The sequence below is a fragment of the Halomonas salipaludis genome, from assembly GCF_002286975.1.
Taxonomy (GTDB): domain Bacteria; phylum Pseudomonadota; class Gammaproteobacteria; order Pseudomonadales; family Halomonadaceae; genus Franzmannia; species Franzmannia salipaludis.
In genome coordinates this window covers 18,150-35,057 of record NZ_NSKB01000001.1, presented here as the reverse complement: position 1 = coordinate 35,057, position 16,908 = coordinate 18,150, and the positions used below count along the sequence as shown (strand labels likewise).

19 protein-coding genes are annotated in these 16,908 nt (G+C 56.3%); 6 read left to right on the top strand and 13 right to left on the bottom strand.

Annotated features, from left to right (window positions below; all coding sequences use genetic code 11):
- Nucleotides 1–563 precede the first annotated feature (563 nt).
- From CK498_RS00185 to CK498_RS00175, 3 genes are all read right to left on the bottom strand, one after another.
- Nucleotides 564–1,025 (bottom strand): GNAT family N-acetyltransferase, encoded by a 462-nt coding sequence (locus CK498_RS00185; RefSeq protein WP_229358912.1) that lies wholly within the window; start codon nt 1,023–1,025, stop codon nt 564–566.
- Nucleotides 1,026–1,065: 40 nt separating this feature from the next.
- Complete coding sequence (locus tag CK498_RS00180; protein WP_095618855.1) at nt 1,066–1,674, bottom strand: class I SAM-dependent methyltransferase; 609 nt, start codon at nt 1,672–1,674, stop codon at nt 1,066–1,068.
- 275 nt (nt 1,675–1,949) lie between these two features.
- A complete protein-coding gene (locus CK498_RS00175; RefSeq protein WP_095619544.1) occupies nt 1,950–2,315 on the bottom strand; it encodes a winged helix-turn-helix transcriptional regulator in 366 nt (121 codons plus the stop codon).
- Nucleotides 2,316–2,408: 93 nt separating this feature from the next.
- Between CK498_RS00175 and CK498_RS00170 the strand changes: the two genes are divergently transcribed.
- The gene (locus CK498_RS00170; RefSeq protein ID WP_095618854.1) at nt 2,409–3,143 is read left to right on the top strand and encodes an SDR family NAD(P)-dependent oxidoreductase; all 735 of its coding nucleotides are present in this window, start codon (nt 2,409–2,411) and stop codon (nt 3,141–3,143) included.
- A 232-nt stretch (nt 3,144–3,375) separates the two neighbouring features.
- On the opposite strand, the gene CK498_RS00165 is transcribed toward CK498_RS00170, so the two are convergent.
- The 7 genes from CK498_RS00165 to CK498_RS00135 all read right to left on the bottom strand — a co-directional run bounded on the left by CK498_RS00165 (nt 3,376) and on the right by CK498_RS00135 (nt 8,268).
- Nucleotides 3,376–3,963 (bottom strand): hypothetical protein, encoded by a 588-nt coding sequence (locus CK498_RS00165; RefSeq protein WP_095618853.1) that lies wholly within the window; start codon nt 3,961–3,963, stop codon nt 3,376–3,378.
- 94 nt (nt 3,964–4,057) lie between these two features.
- Entirely contained in the window at nt 4,058–4,522 is a 465-nt protein-coding gene (locus CK498_RS00160; RefSeq protein WP_095618852.1) for a GNAT family N-acetyltransferase, read from the bottom strand.
- A gap of 82 nt (nt 4,523–4,604) precedes the next feature.
- Nucleotides 4,605–5,567, bottom strand: a complete 963-nt coding sequence (locus tag CK498_RS00155) for a Shedu anti-phage system protein SduA domain-containing protein (RefSeq protein WP_095618851.1) — start codon at nt 5,565–5,567, stop codon at nt 4,605–4,607.
- A 102-nt stretch (nt 5,568–5,669) separates the two neighbouring features.
- A complete protein-coding gene (locus CK498_RS00150; protein WP_095618850.1) occupies nt 5,670–6,605 on the bottom strand; it encodes a hypothetical protein in 936 nt (311 codons plus the stop codon).
- Between the two features lie 111 nt (nt 6,606–6,716).
- Complete coding sequence (locus tag CK498_RS26320; RefSeq protein ID WP_095618849.1) at nt 6,717–7,124, bottom strand: hypothetical protein; 408 nt, start codon at nt 7,122–7,124, stop codon at nt 6,717–6,719.
- 85 nt (nt 7,125–7,209) lie between these two features.
- Nucleotides 7,210–7,665: a hypothetical protein gene (locus CK498_RS00140; protein ID WP_141246887.1), complete on the bottom strand. Its 456-nt coding sequence runs from the start codon at nt 7,663–7,665 to the stop codon at nt 7,210–7,212.
- Nucleotides 7,666–7,761: 96 nt separating this feature from the next.
- Nucleotides 7,762–8,268 carry a GNAT family N-acetyltransferase gene (locus CK498_RS00135; protein ID WP_095618847.1) on the bottom strand — a complete coding sequence of 169 codons (507 nt, stop codon included), beginning with the start codon at nt 8,266–8,268 and terminating at the stop codon, nt 7,762–7,764.
- A 234-nt stretch (nt 8,269–8,502) separates the two neighbouring features.
- On the opposite strand from CK498_RS00135, the gene CK498_RS26750 reads away from it, so the two are divergent.
- Together CK498_RS26750 and CK498_RS26745 are read left to right on the top strand one after the other, a co-directional pair.
- On the top strand, nt 8,503–9,030 hold the full coding sequence (locus CK498_RS26750) for a phage integrase N-terminal SAM-like domain-containing protein (protein WP_141246886.1): 528 nt from the start codon (nt 8,503–8,505) through the stop codon (nt 9,028–9,030).
- A 17-nt stretch (nt 9,031–9,047) separates the two neighbouring features.
- Complete coding sequence (locus tag CK498_RS26745; RefSeq protein ID WP_324615485.1) at nt 9,048–9,404, top strand: tyrosine-type recombinase/integrase; 357 nt, start codon at nt 9,048–9,050, stop codon at nt 9,402–9,404.
- A 210-nt stretch (nt 9,405–9,614) separates the two neighbouring features.
- On the opposite strand, the gene CK498_RS00125 is transcribed toward CK498_RS26745, so the two are convergent.
- Entirely contained in the window at nt 9,615–10,277 is a 663-nt protein-coding gene (locus tag CK498_RS00125) for a TetR/AcrR family transcriptional regulator (RefSeq protein WP_095618846.1), read from the bottom strand.
- Between the two features lie 91 nt (nt 10,278–10,368).
- Between CK498_RS00125 and fabF the strand changes: the two genes are divergently transcribed.
- The 3 genes from fabF to CK498_RS00115 all read left to right on the top strand — a co-directional run bounded on the left by fabF (nt 10,369) and on the right by CK498_RS00115 (nt 13,838).
- Nucleotides 10,369–11,634 (top strand): beta-ketoacyl-ACP synthase II, encoded by a 1,266-nt coding sequence (fabF, locus tag CK498_RS00120; RefSeq protein WP_095618845.1) that lies wholly within the window; start codon nt 10,369–10,371, stop codon nt 11,632–11,634.
- Nucleotides 11,635–12,085: 451 nt separating this feature from the next.
- Nucleotides 12,086–12,232 carry a CIA30 family protein gene (locus CK498_RS25595; protein WP_176475668.1) on the top strand — a complete coding sequence of 49 codons (147 nt, stop codon included), beginning with the start codon at nt 12,086–12,088 and terminating at the stop codon, nt 12,230–12,232.
- A 118-nt stretch (nt 12,233–12,350) separates the two neighbouring features.
- Nucleotides 12,351–13,838: a sensor domain-containing diguanylate cyclase gene (locus CK498_RS00115; RefSeq protein ID WP_229358911.1), complete on the top strand. Its 1,488-nt coding sequence runs from the start codon at nt 12,351–12,353 to the stop codon at nt 13,836–13,838.
- A gap of 14 nt (nt 13,839–13,852) precedes the next feature.
- Here the strand turns inward: CK498_RS00115 and CK498_RS00110 are convergent, their stop codons facing one another.
- The gene (locus tag CK498_RS00110; RefSeq protein ID WP_095618843.1) at nt 13,853–14,491 is read right to left on the bottom strand and encodes a glutathione S-transferase family protein; all 639 of its coding nucleotides are present in this window, start codon (nt 14,489–14,491) and stop codon (nt 13,853–13,855) included.
- A 148-nt stretch (nt 14,492–14,639) separates the two neighbouring features.
- Nucleotides 14,640–16,853, bottom strand: coding sequence for an OsmC domain/YcaO domain-containing protein (locus tag CK498_RS00105; RefSeq protein WP_095618842.1), 2,214 nt, complete (start codon nt 16,851–16,853; stop codon nt 14,640–14,642).
- Nucleotides 16,854–16,908 lie beyond the last annotated feature (55 nt).

Below are 16,908 nucleotides of genomic sequence, written 5' to 3'. Positions count from 1 at the left end.
TCGGGACGGGCCCGCTCTCCAGGCGCAGGTTCATCCCCTGGTAATGTCAGGGGCAGCGTGAGCTGCTTTGCTGATACCATCCTGCTCCTCTGCACGGACACTCAACTCCTGTCTCTGTTCGGGCCTTCGGTTCCACGGCTGAACCTACTATGCCCTCTGCTGACTCCTGCCTGTCGGTCAACACCGGTTGCCCGGGGTTCAGCTCTTTCCCTGAACCACTGACAGGCCTCCCAGGGTAAGACACAGAACTGTCGCTGCGTAAACGCCCGATTTATAAAGCACACCCCCGCCGCAGATGGAGGGCTTCGCGGTCACGTGCCCGCTCGCCCCGGATGTACCACACCTCATATCGGGTTGCTGTTCGTCGCCCCGCAGCTTTGGATTGCGCTTCCTCCAGACCCCACCTCGCGATGACGCCCTTGCCCTTCTCCTAGCCTTCGGCTCTGCGAACACCTAGCAAGAGGACTTTCACCTCTCTAGTTCTGTGCCATGCCTGGTACACACGCCAAAGCTCAGTTGTGGCCGCGCTAGCGGACATCAACTGCAGCGACCTGTTGGGCTCCTTAGTTGAGCCATAGCTTCATTCCTTCATGTGACGCTTTGAAGCCGAGATTTTCGTAAAAGCGGATGGCGTTTGGACGTTTTTTATCGCTTGTGAGTTGGACGATTACGCAACCTTTTTCTTTAGCTCTTTCGATGGCCCATTCGAAGAGCTGACCGCCGATTCCTGCCCACCTTTGAGACGAAGAGACGCGGACGCCTTCAATCAAGGCTCTCCAGCTTCCAATATAAGTCAAGTAGGGTATGAAGGTTATTTGAAGCATGCCAAGCAACTCGCCTTCTGATTCGCAGATGATGATCTCGTTGTTCGGATCTTTTTCTATAGCTTCAAACGCTGACGCGTAGCCGTTATCAAGCGGCGTACCCGGTGACTCGCGAGTTCGACCGAGATCATCGTCAGCAAGCATCTCAACAAGCGCCACAAGATCACCTGATCGCGCTTGGCGGAAATTGAATTCGCTCAAAGCTGTTTCTCCTCTTTTCTTCTAGGCCCAACGCCGGCAATCACGCACTTGTCGCGTGCATTGCTTTGTTAAGTGCCTTTCGGATGAACGCGCGGTAGCTGGACGTGGAATCACCACTCATAGTAGTTGCACTCACAACCTCATCGTGAAAGCAGGAAAAACTAGCGAATAGGTCGCGGAGCTCTTTCGGGCTACTGTACCGCATCGGTAAACCGAGGCCGGAAATAAAGCTCTTACTTTCTTCCGAACAGAACTCCGATATATGAACAACCCCGCCTGGCTTCAACACACGGGTTATTTCCGCAGCCACTCTACCCCGCTCATCAAGTGAAGGAATGCACGTAAGTACCGCGCAAATGACGACGGCATCGAATGCATTCTCGCTGAACGGAAGATCCATCCCATCCAAATGCAGGAGAGGCAACCCTGGAAACGCCTTCCTTCCACGTTCGATCATTGCGCAGGAAGGATCAACGCCCATTACATCAGTGTACCCGGACTCAGTAAGTTCGTTGGAAATCCGCCCATACCCACACCCAAAGTCTAGCACCTTAGCTTTTCGGCTGATCAAGTCAAGAAATCGCGCTAGATCAATTTCTAGATTGAAATCGACGTCACTGGCGACCTTATCCCAACTGCCTTGGAGCATCGAATTCTCCACTTAACGCTAGCGGTAACCGGCACCGAAGCGGAGCGTAGGGAACCATAGCCCGCAAGGGGTATGGTGTCCGGTTGACCGCTTGGTTATGGGCCCGTTCACCCGTTGTTTTGGCATCCGATACCGAATACCGCCTCCCTGATACTTTGCACCAACAGGACCCATGGCGCTATGAACCAGAACACTGAATGTGCGGGTTTACCCGGAGGACTCGCCGGACGGCATGATTGGGTGCCTATCCACCAACCGCCACCCGGTTTCGCTTCCTACCGGCTGGTTTTCCGGCGGTCCATCGCCGCGGCAATGTCCTCTTCGTGTGCTTCGCCCCAGCCGCAAAGCGGCTCCATGGCCCGCACCAGACTTGCCCCGAAAGGCGTCAGCGAGTAGTCGACGCGCAGCGGGATCTCTCCATAGTCGGTTCGCTGGACGATGCCGTCGGACTCGAGCTCCTTCAACTGTTGGATCAACATTTTGTCGCTCACGCCCCGGACGCTTCGCTTGAGCTCGCCGTAACGCGTCGGGCCCTTGTTTAAAAAGAACAGAATCAACGGCTTCCACTTCCCGGAGATCACGTGCAGCGTCGCATGCAGGCCACAAATGAAACGCGGGTTTTCTGAGTTTCCTTTCGCCATAACGATACTTACCAAAAGGTGCATACTTGAACATTTGTAAGTGACTTATATATCGTGAAAGCGAATCGAGTCAACACACAAGGAGACCCAACCATGAGTCGACTAAACGGTAAAATCGCACTAATCACAGGCGGAGCCAGCGGCATCGGCCTGGCCTCGGCCCAACGCCTCATCGACGAAGGCGCCTTCGTCTTCATTGTCGGACGGCGCCAGGACGTCCTCGACAACGCGGCTGAGGTACTGGGATCCAACGCCAGGGGTCTCCAGGCAGATGTGACGAAGCCGGAGGATCTCGACCGCGTATTCGAGACAGTCCAGAAAGAGAAAGGGCAACTGGACGTACTGGTGGCCAACGCGGGGGTCGGCGAATTCGCGAGCCTGGGACAGATCACCGAGGAGCACTACGACTACATCTTCGACATCAACGTCAAAGGCACCCTCTTCACCGTCCAGAAGGCCCTTCCCCTGATGACGAACGGCGGCTCCATCATTCTCACCGGTTCCACGGTCGGCAGCATGGGCACCCCCGCGATGAGCATCTACAGCGCCTCCAAGGCGGCCGTCAGAAACCTGGTGCGTAGTTGGGCCCATGATCTCAGGGGCACCGGCATTCGCGTGAACGTCATGTCTCCTGGCCCGACCAGAACAGACAAGCTGATGGAATTGCTCCCATCCGAAGCCCTGAGCGAAATGAAACGGACCGTACCGCTTGAGCGTCTGGGCGATCCCAAGGAAACCGCAGGTGCGGTGGCGTTCCTGGCGTCCGACGATAGCAGCTTTATGACAGGGAGCGAGGTGTTCGTTGACGGGGGATACGCGCAGGTTTAGGGGCTAGGCGGGGAACGGGGGCAATGAACCAAAGGGGGTCAGATAGATTTTAAATCGGTCAGCCTGGTTAAAAACAAATCAACCTTCTCCATTTACATTGATCAAAATAAAATCGATCTACCCCCTTTAATTTTGGCTTCCCTTAACGCCTAAAGCACCGGCAGCAAAACCAGAGCGAAGCGGCGGTTTTGATGTCCGGTGCCTTTATTTGTTAGGCGACGATGCTGGATATTTAGCGCCATACTACTTCGCCCGGCCCATTACTACTTGGAAACTGCCACCCCATATGAGTTACAGTATTTATTACGGCACAGCTTAACTCTACTGCATGCTTTTGAACCTGGTTCAGAAAAGCAACATCAATTGATGTTTCAAAAACCTCTTTCTGGCGATTTACAAAGAACGGAATTGACGCCCCGTTACTATCTGGCATACGCCATGAGCCATGACACAAAACATTACGTATTTTCGATGCGGCTCGAAGGTCATTTATTAAGTCATCAAGATTCTCTATTGTCGCGTCTGAATTATCGCGTACAGATTTTCCGTAGGTGTCTATTAACGCGCCAAGCTGATCAGACAGGGATCTCTCTAGCTTAGGAACCCACTTTGAGTATGCTTCTTCGATTTCAGCTTCGCTGTACTCCGTAGTAGCGGTAAAAGCGAAAATAGCTTTTACCAACACTTCTTCGAGGAACCCAAATGTGGCAACTGTTCTACCCAAACACTCCCAAAATTCTGTCCCATGAGCATGTGTAGGAAAACCCACAGGTAGAGTGTTTTGATTTACGACGCTTTTGACTGGTTCCTTAACTGTCATCATGCCTCCGAGTTGAGTAATCGCCTAACGCCAAGCACAGCGGCGCGAGTTTACGAGCGTCCGGCGGCCGAAGGCTGCGAACTGATGCGCCTGGTTAGGCTTCGCGATCTTTGACCATAATTTCTGTCTGAACCCCATTCCAATCCTCTAGTTCTAAACTACTCCACCCTAGTTTTCGATAGAGCCCTTGCTGATCAGGAGTGTGCAGATATAATCTTGCAACTCCCCATTCCCACGCCTTCCTTTCTGCAACTTCGCAAAGTTTAGCTGCGATTCCACGGCCTCTGTAATCCGGCATGACAAAGATACCTGCAAGCCAAGGGGTTAAGTCTTCTCTCCCTTCCAAGTCACAAACTCTCAAAGCACTTGTGCCCAACAGAACACCATTTTCATGCGCTACCCATGCGAGTGGTAGCTGATCGCGATTCTGGTGGGAAATTAGCTTCGCATACCGTCGCTCATAGCATTCTCCAGGGATAATGCTGCTCCAGTGCTCCGCCATTTCACGAGCAAGTAACGGGATAAAATCCGGTGCATCCTCAAGATAATCAATTCTCATAATTGAGTCCTTACCTTACGCCTTACGCCCGCGTAATAGGCGCGAGCTAGCGAGCGTCCTGATTGACGCGATTGTTAGGGTCTCAGCCTTCATCGAGCAGCTCCAAAAGACTTTCTATTTTGTAAAAAAGCTCATCGTAGGTGATTATTAGCACGTTCGAGTTTGAGCGATACAGATCAAACGAAGCACGCTTACCCGCATCGTCAGCTTCCATTTCTAAGTTGCCGGCAATAACAAGGCAGGTAGGTTCGAAAGCTTGAAAGGAGTTGTCTCTTTGGACAGAGTGGAAATCCTTCAACAAAGTAGTTTTGTATGACAGGACTTGCACAATAGAGCCAGTCAAGTCCTCAGCTGGAGAGAAAACACAAGTCCTATACTCCTTTCCGATTAACCTTGTTTTTGGAGTTTTAATCTCGACAACAACAAAATTCTTGCTAAAATTGGTTGCATATAGAAAATCAACGACCTTCCCGCCTTTATTCTCAGCACCCTTCCCACCAAGGTAACATTTATCGCCAATCTGAATAATATGGTTCGGAATAGCTTGGGCTATTAGCTTTGGATTGGTTTTAAACAAGGATTGCCAGAACTCTTCATCTCCATTTTCAATATTCTCTCGCCAGATATCCAGGCTTTGGTGAAAGCTTGTGACCGTGCGATTTAGTTCCTTATTAGAAGTAGGAGCGCTTTTTGATTCGAGTTGATTTAAGACTTTTCGCTCGTGTTCCTCTCTAGCGGTCCTAAGCCAATCTGCATCGTAATAGATAGGATCACTATCCACTAGCCTGTGGCAGCTTGGACAGAGAATGATTAAATTATCTAGATCAGCAATTCTTTTCCGAGCGTCTTCTTTGTTAATTATTTTTTCTGGGTTGTATCTGGGACCACCTTCCGAAATTGCCTCTATGTGGCAGATCTCCGCGATGGGAATTCCGTCATCAGTAATCAAGCGAACACCACAGTTCGGGTTGGAACATCTATTTCCTGCCCTAGTGAGTAGCAGCCTTTTTGCCGCAGCGACGTTTCCCCGAAATTTCTTTTCCATAGTTCCCAAATACTTCCTACTAGTTCGTGACCCTAACGCCCGCGTAATGGGCTGGTTTGGAGCGCCAGCGGAAAACCAGTCCCTATTGACGCGATTGTTATGTCAGTCATCTTTATCAGCATAGTATTGTCCAGAACAAAAATAACACCGATTCTCGATGGTACCATCATCCATTTTCCAGGTAGCCATTTCTTCTACTGTTGCCATCGCTCCGCAGCAATCACAAGGAATTTCTATTTCGTCGCTTTCCTCATTTGAGCAAAAGGTGCATTTGTACCCGGTGCTGGAATCGTCTGATGGTATCATTGTATTGTTCGAGCATTCAGGGCACTGATAAACGTTCCATTCGATAAACACGTAGTGCTTTGGCCTTACTCCCCTGTACGTTTCTTCCTTTTTTTCTACAACCTCTCTTTCAGCCTCTTTTAGAAGGTGAGCGTATTCGTCTGCCAAAACTTCAAAAACATGATAACTCTCTTTACCAACTTCACTTTCAAGATCAAACAGACTGAAAATATCAACAAATTCTGCTACCCCTCGAACCAAACGACCAATACAAAGGCGCACTTCCTTCGGTGGAAGCCTAAACTGATAATGTTCTATATTGTTTCTAAGTCCTTTTAGCCACTCGATGTCGTTACAAAAATCTACGTCGACAAAATCTACACCAGTAACGCCACATTTTTCACATTTAGAAAACTCTAGCGCTTGGTCGAGCGTGATCGTATGTGGGTGGGGGATGCTCGCTAGCAATGATCCGAAATCAAAGCCTTCTTTGCAAAGTAACTGATATGCCTGATGTAGATTTATAGATTCCTTTTTGGCTCGTTTCTCGACATGCTTGTAGCACTTGCTGAAAACAAGATTTTTATCAACCGACGCTACATAAAGCTTCAGAACCAACTCTAAAAAATGAGAGAGATGCAAAATGGCAAATTTATAATGGCGTAATTCACCATTTTCACCTTGCTCAAACTTAGCCAGCGCCTCATTAAAACTATCGAGCGCATTTTCTTTAATATCTAATTGATATTCCATGACTGACTATTGCTCCGCGACCTCAAGGACATAACGCTTAGGTAACCGGCGCCAGCGCGCAACGGTGGGGACCAAAAGCGGGATGCTTTTGGCGTCCGGTTGACCGACTGGTTAGGGGCCTAACAGACTTACTCCAAGTGAAATTGATGAGATGACCAATGCCCCAATCGAAATGCCAGTAGCTAGCCAAAACTTCCTGTACTCTTGCCTTAGGCCCGCAACAACAGAGGCTAAAAGTGGGAAGTTTATGCATTTAATATCGTCGCCTACCCTCAGAGCAAAAAAATGCACATTCACTCCATCACTTTGCTTGTACCCATACTTCTTTTCCAAGTGGTAATAGAGGCGACCGAAAACAATATCCCTGTCTACACCGAAGTGCCTAGCGATCTCGGCACAGTCGATAGGGACGTATATTTTGCTATCCCTATCTGCGTCTTCTTTGGTGTATGACGAAAACGTTGAGTAATAACTTTCATATATGTGATCGAGCAACTCTAGATCAGTCGGCGCCTTCATTGCCCCCCCCCCCTAACGCCTCAATAACCGGCGCAGCTTTGCTGCGTCCGGCGCCGTAGGCGCGAAGTTAATTGACTTGTTAGCCTTAGATGTCCAGCGCATGAGACACGCTCGACATCACTTGATGAGCCAACTCTGCCTCTTGTTGGGCCACCTTAATTTCGCTGTTATCGAAAAAGACTTTTTCATGCACTAACTCTTTTCGTGTAGCTTTGAATGAATCTACTTTATCCAGTACTTCGGTAGATGAAACACCCAATAAAATTAACTTTTCTCGATATGACTTAAAATCATACTTTTTGAATTCATCGCCGCCGTGCCTGGCAACTATTATCTGATGGAGAATTGCCTCTAGCCACATACCCGTAAATACCACCACAATCATCGACTGTTTGAATGAATTACGGGCTGGATCATACTTAATAATGTAGCCACCGGATCCATCATTTTTCGGCGTTCTTCCCTCATCCAAAAGAGAGCACATTTTTGAATATGCCTCTTCTGAAATTTCCCTATAAATAGACGCATTCGAGTAAACCACGCCCTGATCTCCTTGTGAGGCTAACGCCGCCAACACGCGCAGCTTTGTAGTGGAGGCGAAGCCGCAACGGAAAAGCTGTCGCTGTGCTTGGCCTTGTTAACCCTGGGCTGAGAATGCCTCATGGTACGAAACTTCCCCTTGTGGGAACTCGCCGGAAAACGATAGCGCCTGAAAATACTCAGCTGGCACACCGGGGAAGACCAGCCCATCTACAACCTCGAACCCGAAGCGCCCATAATAAGCAGGGTCGCCGAGCACCACGCAGCCAGATGCACCCACTTCCTCAAGCGCGTCAAGAGAACTCTGCATTAGCTTAGATCCAATACCAAGCCCTTGAAATTCAGGAAGAACAGATATTGGCCCAAGCCCAAACCAGCCGGTTGCACCATCTGAAAGAGTGACCGGCGAAATCGCAACATGACCAATAATTTCTCCATCAGCTTTAGCCACTTGAGAGATCGTCAGCGCTCCCGCGCGGCGAAGAGCATCTACAATGAACTGCTCGGTATGATCAGTGTGAGGCGCGCTTAAAAACGCCTGTTCTGTAACATGATGTATTCTCGCCTCATCACCGGATTTTTCACTACTTACTTCAATATTCAAACTGGACCTCTTAAACGGGTTAACAGGTATTAGACTGCCTTCTCATTTATTCACTTGAACGCGCCGGCGCGTTCAACAATCTTATCTAGCCTACCGCGTTTCCCCTAACCCATTGATATCTCATGAGGCTAAGAATAATTAGGCGATCTATGCAGAATTCGCGCGCTTGCGCGTTTTGTCGGAACCAATAATACTGTACATAAATCCAGCAATAGGAAATGCAAGGAGCAGCTTATGGACGCGCACAGCCGACCTCCAAAGCTCATGGATCGCGTGAAGGCCACCATGAAGGTGAGACGCTACAGCCCTCGCACCGTAAAAACCTACTGCTACTGGATACGCTACTTCATTCGTTTCAATGGCGTGCGTCATCCCGCTAGCATGGGTGGCCCCGAGGTCAGGGCTTTCTTGGAGCACCTTGCGGTGCAGCGCCATGTGGCAGCGGCCACACAGAACCAAGCCCTGAACGCCATCGTGTTCCTCTATCGCCATGTGCTCGATCAGCCTCTCGGCGATATTGGTGATTTCGCGCACGCCAAGCGACCGCGCCGACTGCCGGTGGTGCTGTCTCACGAAGAGGTCGTTCGCGTGCTGAATCAACTCTCGGGCCCCGTGCACTTGATGGCCTCCTTGATGTATGGCTCGGGATTACGGGTACTCGAAACCTGCCGCCTACGTGTACGCGATGTCGACTTCGACCGTCAGGTACTGACGATAAGAGCCGGAAAGGGCGACAAGGACAGCAACTTGAACATCGCCTGAGCCATGATAGCGTTCCTGTGACGCTTCCCCACGCGCTGGACCGTAAGTATCCCAATGCTGGGACATCCCTGGCCTGGCAATGGCTATTTCCAGCTAGCCGCCCCTGCTTCGATGATGCCGGCAAGGTCGTTCTTCACCATATCCATCCTTCAGCGGTGCAGAAGGCCGTCAAGAATGCGATGCGAGCAGCATCGTTACCACGCCCCGGCTCCTGCCATACTTTGCGGCACAGCTTCGCGACGCAGTTACTTAGCCAAGGAACGGACATCCGCACCGTTCAGGAGTTGCTGGGGCACAAGAGCGTGGAAACTACCCAGATCTATACACATGTGCTGGGTAAGGAGTTCGCCGGTGTTCGCAGCCCGCTGGGTTGAGTGGTTGATGACGGAGTCCAGGCACGCTACCGCCCCTACCCGGCAACATGGATGATGGCAGTGTCATCCCTGATGCGGCAGCCCTTGCGTACGTCTTGGTGAAACGGCCATCTTCAGTGGCCTTTGCCTTACCGTAAACAAACGCTATGCGCTGAGCAACGCCAACAAAGTCAACACTGCACAAAAGCATTAGGGGAAGAGAGGGATATGCTACGCGGGGCTCTGCTCTTGCCCTGCGGCGCCCAGCATGCTGTCCAGCTCGCTCTCGTCGACGCCGAGCATCTGCAGGATATTGCGCTGGGCGGCGTTGAGGAGGTTCTGACGCTCCTGCTCGCCGGGCAGGCTCTTGGCGATGGCCACGGCGCCCACCAGGGAGGCAAGAATGACGCGGGCCTTGTCGGCAACGACCTCGCGGTCGGGCTCGAAGGGGAGTTTCTTGAGGCGGCTCAGGGCGATGAGGCGGGTTTCCAGCATCTTTTTCATGCGCAGATAAGAAGCTTCGAACAGCGTGCGCACCTCGGCATTCTCGTTGCCGATCTCGTTGAACAGTACCGTCTCGGGGCCCGGCTTGCACTTGCGCTCGAGCTCCTGGAGGTTCCAGCAGTTGGCGACCAGTTCCGTCAGGTGCTTCACCGAGAGCGGCCCCTTGACCAGCCGAGCCGCGCGGCTGCTCTCCAGGGTTTCACGTACCGAGGCGTGGTAGAGCGCTTCCTTCGAGGAGAAGTGCGCGTAGAAGGCGCCGTGGGTCATCTTGGCCAGCTTCATGATCTGGCCGATGGAGGCCTTCTCGAACCCCTTGCGGCTGAACAGCTCGATGGCCGACTTGAGGATGCGCTCCCGCGATTTGGCCTTGTGGTTCGTCGAGTAGGGCATGACGACCTCGCACTCCCACGTTGAATATTATCTTGATCATATCAAGTCCGGTGCTAGCGTGGCACAACCCCAAGCTGTTCAGGAATTTACCATGCAATCTCCACTCGTCATCACCGGCATGGGCATGATCAGCCCGCTTGGTTGCGGCGTCAAGGCAGGCTGGGAGCGCCTGCTCGCCGGCCGCTCCGGCATCTCCTCGATCAACCGCTTCGACACCGGCGAGCTGCCGATCAAGGTGGCGGGCTCGGTTCCCGGCATCGCGAATGACCCGGAAGCCGGCCTCGACCCGGACCGGGTGCTGGATGCCAAGGAGCGTCGCAAGCTGGAGCTGTTCAGCCTCTACGCCATGGGCGCCGCCGAAGAGGCGCTGACCCAGGCCAACTGGTTCCCCGAAAGCGATGCGGGCCGGCTGTCGACGGCCACTATCATAGGCTCTGGCATCGGCGGCTTCCCCACCATCACCCAGGCGCAAAACACCCTCTCGTCGCGCGGCCACCGCCGGCTCTCCCCCTTCACCGTGCCGGCCTTCCTGGCCAATCTGGCGGCGGGCAATGTGTCGATTCGCTATGGCTTGCGTGGGCCGCTGGGCTGCCCGGTAACGGCCTGTGCCGCGGGCGTGCAGGCCATCGGCGACGGCATGCGCATGATCCGCAGCGGTGAGGCCGAAGTGGCGCTGGTGGGCGGCGCCGAAGCCTGTATCGACCCGCTCTCGCTGGCCAGCTTCCATGCCATGAAGGCGCTCTCCACCGAGCAGGACGACCCCACCAGGGCGTCCCGCCCCTTCGACCAGGCCCGCAACGGCTTCGTGATGGGGGAAGGCGCGGGACTGCTGGTAATCGAAACCCTGGCCCACGCCGAAGCACGCGGGGCAACGCCGCTGGCCATCCTCAGCGGCTACGGCACCAGTGCGGATGCCCACCATATCACCGCCGGCCCAGAAGACGGCGCGGGTGCCGCGGCGGCCATTCGCGCCGCCCTGAGAATGGCGGGCCTATCGCCCGAGGCGATCAACCACATCAATGCCCACGCCACCTCGACGCCGGTGGGCGACCGGGCCGAGATCGCGTCGCTGCGCAACGCCTTTGGTGACGCCCTCGCCGGCATCCCGATCTCCGCGACCAAATCGGCCACCGGCCATCTGCTGGGGGCCGCCGGCGGGGTGGAGAGCATCTTCTCCGCCCTTTCGGTCATACACGACCGCCTGCCCCCGACCCTGAACCTGGAAAACGCCGACGAGGATCTGCGCGACCTGGATTTCGTCTCGGGCTCGGCACGCCAACACGCGACCCAGCACGTGCTGTGCAACGGCTTTGGCTTCGGTGGGGTAAATGCGGCGCTGATCGTCAGCAAGATGTAGCGATGGTGTCGTGGGATTGGCTGATGCCATAAACGGCAACACCCCGGGCCGGTGAGCTGGCTCGGGGTGTTGGCTTGTCATACCATGTCTCAGTGACAGTGCACTCTGCCGACACTGTTATCCATGTGACAGCACTGCCCTGGTGGGGAGCTTTTCCGACAGCCTCCCCCATGCGCCAGCACGCTGCTGCTGAAGACCAGCAGTGCTAGCGCGACGATGATTACCCGCATATTTTTCCCCTCATTTCATTATTATCGGAAGTACTGCTGAGTCAGATTGCCCCAAACCTGGCCCTGTCACCACGCTTTCTTTCGCTACGCACTGGATGGCAGCCGGCCGGCGACGCCCACCAGGGCTCCAGCGTCAGCGAACTGCCGTTGACGGCGAGTGTCCAGGTTGTCGATGACCGCATGTATGCAAGCGGTTTATGCAGGCATGGTCGTGGAAGCGCATGGCGATTCGCCGTGGCCACCTGCTGGAGGATGCCTCACCACTTGCGCTGGACGACATTCAGCCGCTCGGCCTGTTGATTGCCGACCGTCGCGACGGTGCCTTTCGACTGGAGATCGCCAGCATCGAGACCCTGCATGCCCGCTAACGCACTATGCTGCCCATACACCAGATGACCTAACGTCGCCTTGCTGGCATGGGCGCAATCAGGAGAAGCTGGCGGCATGAGTGTTTCCAAGCCATCTACAGCTCGGGCGAAACTCACCTTGAAACGCCCCCATCGGCTCGCCCTCGCGACGCTGCCCCCGCGCGCCTTCGCCTTCTGCCACACCTTCGGCCTCACGGTGTGGATCGCCTTGGCAGAGGGCAGCGGCTGGCGGCTGATATTGCCTGGCCTGTTGCTGCTGCTATGGCCGGCGGTGGCCTATGCACATGCCGTGCTGGCCCGCGACTCCAAGCGCGCCGAGTTCAGGAACCTTTATTTCGACAGCCTGCTGTTCGGCATCTGGTGCGGCGTGCTCGACTATTACCTGTGGGCCACGTTGTTCATCGGCCTGGCCTGCTTCATGAACAACATGGTGGTGGGCGGCCTGCGCCGAATGGCCGTCTCGTTCGCGCTGTTCGCCGGCGGGGCTCTGGGCTGGGGCGTATTGGCGGGGTTCGAGTTCCGCCCCTACGTCAGCATGGGGCTGGACATCTACCAGGTAAGCGGTGCCGTGATTTACCTGCTGGCACTGGCTTATGTCATGAACGGGCAGAATCGCAAGATCGGCCGCAGCATTACCGAGATCCAGTACCAGAATCGGGTCTTTCACGCGCTTCTCGACCTCGGCATGGTGGCCAACCGCGCGCCGAACATCAATTCCCTGCTCGATGACGCCTTGAGGCACCTGCATGCCGACTTCCCGGAGTATGGGTTTGCGGTGTTCCTTCAGGAGCGGCAGCGCCCCGAGGTGACACGCTATGCGGCCGAGGCCGGCCTGCGCCTGAGCCTCGAGGACGAGCGTCGCCTGGGCAGCAGGCTGGCGAGGCTGCATGAGCAGGATGGCGGCACCCTCAAGCTCAATGAACGGTCCGACGGCGAACAGCTCTATGCCACCTCCATGGCAGGACGGCTCAGCCTTTACGAGGGTTGGCTGGTGGTGCGTGCCCCACGGCTGGACGCAGCCCTGGAGCGCGTGCTGACGCTGTTCGTCGACCAGCTGGCCGCGGCGACCGAGAACAAGCTGCTGCACCTGGCGCTACAGCGTGCGGCGGAGCGCGACGGACTCACCGGGCTATACAACCGCGGCTTCTTCGAGTCGGCGCTACAGCAGAGCATCCAGGGCAAGATGCAGCAGCCAGGGATCGACTTCGCGGTGCTGATGATGGACGTCGACGGGCTCAAGGAGATCAACGACCAGTATGGCCACCTGGTTGGCGACCAGCTCATCACCACCGTCGCCGAACGCCTGCAGCTGCAGTGCCGCGAGGGCGATATTCTAGCCCGCTATGGCGGTGACGAATTCGTGATCCTGTTTCCATCCGCAGACCTGTCGGCACCGGCACGCGTCGGTGATTTGATCCGCACGCACCTGGAAGGCCAGCACTGCGTCCTCGCTACCACCGAGGGGGAGGGAATTGAAGTAGCGCTTCGCTTGAGCCTGGGCAGCGCCAGCTCCAGCGAGGTGCCCGCGCAGGCGGTGCTTACCCTCGCCGACAACCGCATGTATGACGACAAGACCCAGCGCCGCAAGAGCAGCGTACTCAACTAAGCCGAGCCAGGCCTTCAATCCGCCGCGGCGTAAAATGCCAGCTGATCGGCGTGGGCCTTGACGAAGGCCGGGCGAGCCGTGGCCCGCGAGATGTACTCTCGGCAGGTGGGAGACTGCGCAAGCCCGTCGAACCGATCGACGAGGCGCAGCACGTCTGCCATGGCGATATCGGCGATGGAGAAGGTCCCGGCCAGCCATTCGCGCTGCGCCAGGATCGACTCGAGATGCTGCAGCCGGGAGGCAAGGAAATTGTCCAGCGTCAGCTTGCCTGGCGTAACGTGGGTATCGCCAGCGAAGTGGAACAGCGACCAGGGCAGGCTCGCCATCTCGACGGAGTTGAGCGCGGCGAACAGCCACTCGATGACCTCGAGACGACGATGCGGGTCAACAGGCATCAGAACCTCGCTGCGCTCGCCCAGATACAGCAGGATCGCGCCGCTCTCGAAGATCGAGATATCGCCATCGGTCAGCCACGGCACCTGGCCGAAGGGCTGGTGGGAAAAATGCCCGGCATCCCGGGAGTGAAACGGCACGCCCTCGACCCGATAGGGCAACCCGGCCTCCTCCAGCGCCCAGCACAGCCTGAGGTCGCGTACATAGCCGCGCGGCGTCTCGGGAACCCAATCGAAGGTGGTGACAATCAGTTCGTTCATGTTAGCGCCTCCTATTGAAACGGTATAACACACGATCTGTTGTCGAAGGGTACCTAACGTTTTCGACACCCATAGAGAAACGCCCCGAGCCAGGCGACCGGCTCGGGGGCGTTTGGTATTGGTGCGAGAGTATGGCGGATGCCGCGGCTTACAGGCCCGCCTTGGCGGCGCGGTGGGCATGCAGCTTCTTGTAGCTCTCGATCAGCCGCTGGTGCTTCTCCAGGCCTTCGAGCTGCATGCTGGTGGGGGTCAGGCCGTGGAAGCGCACCTCGCCCTGCACCGAGCCGACCACCGCGGCCATGGTTTCCTCGCCGAACATGCGCGTGAAGTTATAGAGGTAGTCGCCCAGCTCCAGCTCGTCGTCTAGCACGATCTCGAGCACCGCCTGTACCGCCTGGTAGAAGAGCCCGCGGGCGACGCTGTTGTCGTTGTACTGCAGGAACATCTGCACCCGCTCCAGCGCCTCCTCGTGTTGGCCCAGCGCCAGGTGGATCAGCAGCTTGAGCTCGAGGATGGTCAGCTGGCCCCACACCGTGTTCTCGTCGAACTCGATACCGATCAGGGTGATGATATCCATGTGCTCGTCGAGCTGGGTCTCCTCGAGGCGCTCGAGCAGCGCGGCCAGCTGGTCGTCATCCAGGCGGTGGAGGTTAAGGATGTCCTCGCGGAACAGCAGCGCCATGTTGGTGTTATCCCACACCAGGTCCTCCACCGGGTAGACTTCGGAGTAGCCTGGCACCAGGATGCGGCACACCGGCGCGCCGAGGTCATCGTGCACGGCCATGTAGGCCTCCAGCCCCATCTCCTCGAGGATGCCAAACAGGGTCGCGGCTTCCTCGGCGTTGCCGTTGGCGCCACTGCCGGAGAAGTCCCAATCGGCGAACTCGACCTCTGCCTTGCTGCTGAAGAAGCGCCAGGAGATCAGCCCCGAGGAGTCGATGAAGTGCTCGACGAAGTTGTTGGGTTCGGTCACCGCCAGCGAGTTGAAGGTCGGCGGCATGAAGTCGTTGAGCCCCTCGAAGCTGCGCCCCTGCAGCAGCTCGGTGAGGCTGCGCTCCAGCGCCACCTCGAAGCTTGGGTGGGCGCCGAACGAGGCGAACACGCCGCCGGTGCGCGGGTTCATCAAGGTCACGCACATCACCGGGTACTGGCCGCCCAGCGAGGCATCCTTGACCAGCACCGGGAAGCCCTGAGCCTCCAGCGCCTGGATTCCCTCGAGGATCGCCGGATACTGCTCGAGTACCGCCTGAGGCACGTCGGGCAGCACCATCTCCTGCTCGATGATCTCGCGCTTCACCGCCCGCTCGAAAATCTCCGACAGACACTGCACCTGGGCCTCGGCCAGGGTGTTGCCGGCGCTCATGCCGTTGCTGAGATAGAGGTTCTCGATCAGATTGGAGGGGAAGTACACCGTCTCGCCGTCGGATTGGCGCACGAAGGGCAGCGACACGATACCTCGCGCCGTCTTGCCGGAGTTGGTGTCGATCAGGTTCGAGCCGCGCAGCTCGCCGTCCGGGTCGTAGATCGCCCGACAGTGGTCGTCGAGGATGCCGTCGGGCAGTTCGTCGTTGGGCCCGGGCTGGAACCACTCCTCGTTGGGGTAGTGGACGAAGGCGCTGCCCGCGACCTCCTCGCCAAAGAACTGGTCGTTGTAGAAGAAGTTACAGCTCAGGCGCTCGATGAACTCGCCCAGCGCCGAGCACAGCGCGCTCTCCTTGGTGGCGCCCTTGCCGTTGGTGAAGCACATCGGCGAGGCGGCGTCGCGGATGTGCAGCGACCACACGTGGGGCACGATATTGCGCCACGAGGCGATCTCGATCTTCATCCCCAGGTCGGCGAGGATGCCGCTCATGTTGGCAATGGTCTGCTCCAGCGGCAGGTCCTTGCCCTCGATCCAGGTGCTGCCCTCGGCACTAGTCCCCTCTCCCGCCCCGGCGCCCATCAGCAGGGCCTGGGCGTCCTCGTCGATGTTCTCGACGGTCTCGATCTGGAACTCAGGGCCAGTCTGCACCACCTTCTTGACCGTGCAGCGGTCGATGGAACGCAGAATGCCCTGGCGGTCCTTGTCGGAGATATCCTCCGGCAGTTCGACCTGGATCTTGAAGATCTGGTTGTAGCGGTTCTCGGGGTCGACGATGTTATTCTGCGACAGGCGGATATTCTCAGTGGGGATCCCCCGGGTGTTGCAGTACACCTTGACGAAGTACGCCGCGCACATCGCCGAGGAGGCCAGGAAGTAGTCGAACGGCCCCGGCGCCGAGCCATCGCCCTTGTAGCGAATCGGCTGGTCGGAGATGACCGTGAAGTCGTCGAACTTGGCCTCCAGGCGGAGGTTGTCGAGATAGTTGACCTTGATTTCCATGGACGGGCACCGGACGTGGGGAGCTTCGGCGAAGCGAGGGCAGAAATCCTGCCAT

Bases quoted from the DNA above. Each gene is read 5' to 3' on its own strand.
- CK498_RS00180 (WP_095618855.1), bottom strand. From the start codon at position 1,674: ATGCTCCAAGGCAGTTGGGATAAGGTCGCCAGTGACGTCGATTTCAAT.
- CK498_RS00175 (WP_095619544.1), bottom strand. From the start codon at position 2,315: ATGGCGAAAGGAAACTCAGAAAACCCGCGTTTCATTTGTGGCCTGCAT.
- CK498_RS00170 (WP_095618854.1), top strand. From the start codon at position 2,409: ATGAGTCGACTAAACGGTAAAATCGCACTAATCACAGGCGGAGCCAGC.
- CK498_RS00165 (WP_095618853.1), bottom strand. From the start codon at position 3,963: ATGACAGTTAAGGAACCAGTCAAAAGCGTCGTAAATCAAAACACTCTA.
- CK498_RS00160 (WP_095618852.1), bottom strand. From the start codon at position 4,522: ATGAGAATTGATTATCTTGAGGATGCACCGGATTTTATCCCGTTACTT.
- CK498_RS00155 (WP_095618851.1), bottom strand. From the start codon at position 5,567: ATGGAAAAGAAATTTCGGGGAAACGTCGCTGCGGCAAAAAGGCTGCTA.
- CK498_RS00150 (WP_095618850.1), bottom strand. From the start codon at position 6,605: ATGGAATATCAATTAGATATTAAAGAAAATGCGCTCGATAGTTTTAAT.
- CK498_RS26320 (WP_095618849.1), bottom strand. From the start codon at position 7,124: ATGAAGGCGCCGACTGATCTAGAGTTGCTCGATCACATATATGAAAGT.
- CK498_RS26750 (WP_141246886.1), top strand. From the start codon at position 8,503: ATGGACGCGCACAGCCGACCTCCAAAGCTCATGGATCGCGTGAAGGCC.
- CK498_RS00125 (WP_095618846.1), bottom strand. From the start codon at position 10,277: ATGCCCTACTCGACGAACCACAAGGCCAAATCGCGGGAGCGCATCCTC.
- fabF (WP_095618845.1), top strand. From the start codon at position 10,369: ATGCAATCTCCACTCGTCATCACCGGCATGGGCATGATCAGCCCGCTT.
- CK498_RS25595 (WP_176475668.1), top strand. From the start codon at position 12,086: ATGGCGATTCGCCGTGGCCACCTGCTGGAGGATGCCTCACCACTTGCG.
- CK498_RS00110 (WP_095618843.1), bottom strand. From the start codon at position 14,491: ATGAACGAACTGATTGTCACCACCTTCGATTGGGTTCCCGAGACGCCG.
- CK498_RS00105 (WP_095618842.1), bottom strand. From the start codon at position 16,853: ATGGAAATCAAGGTCAACTATCTCGACAACCTCCGCCTGGAGGCCAAG.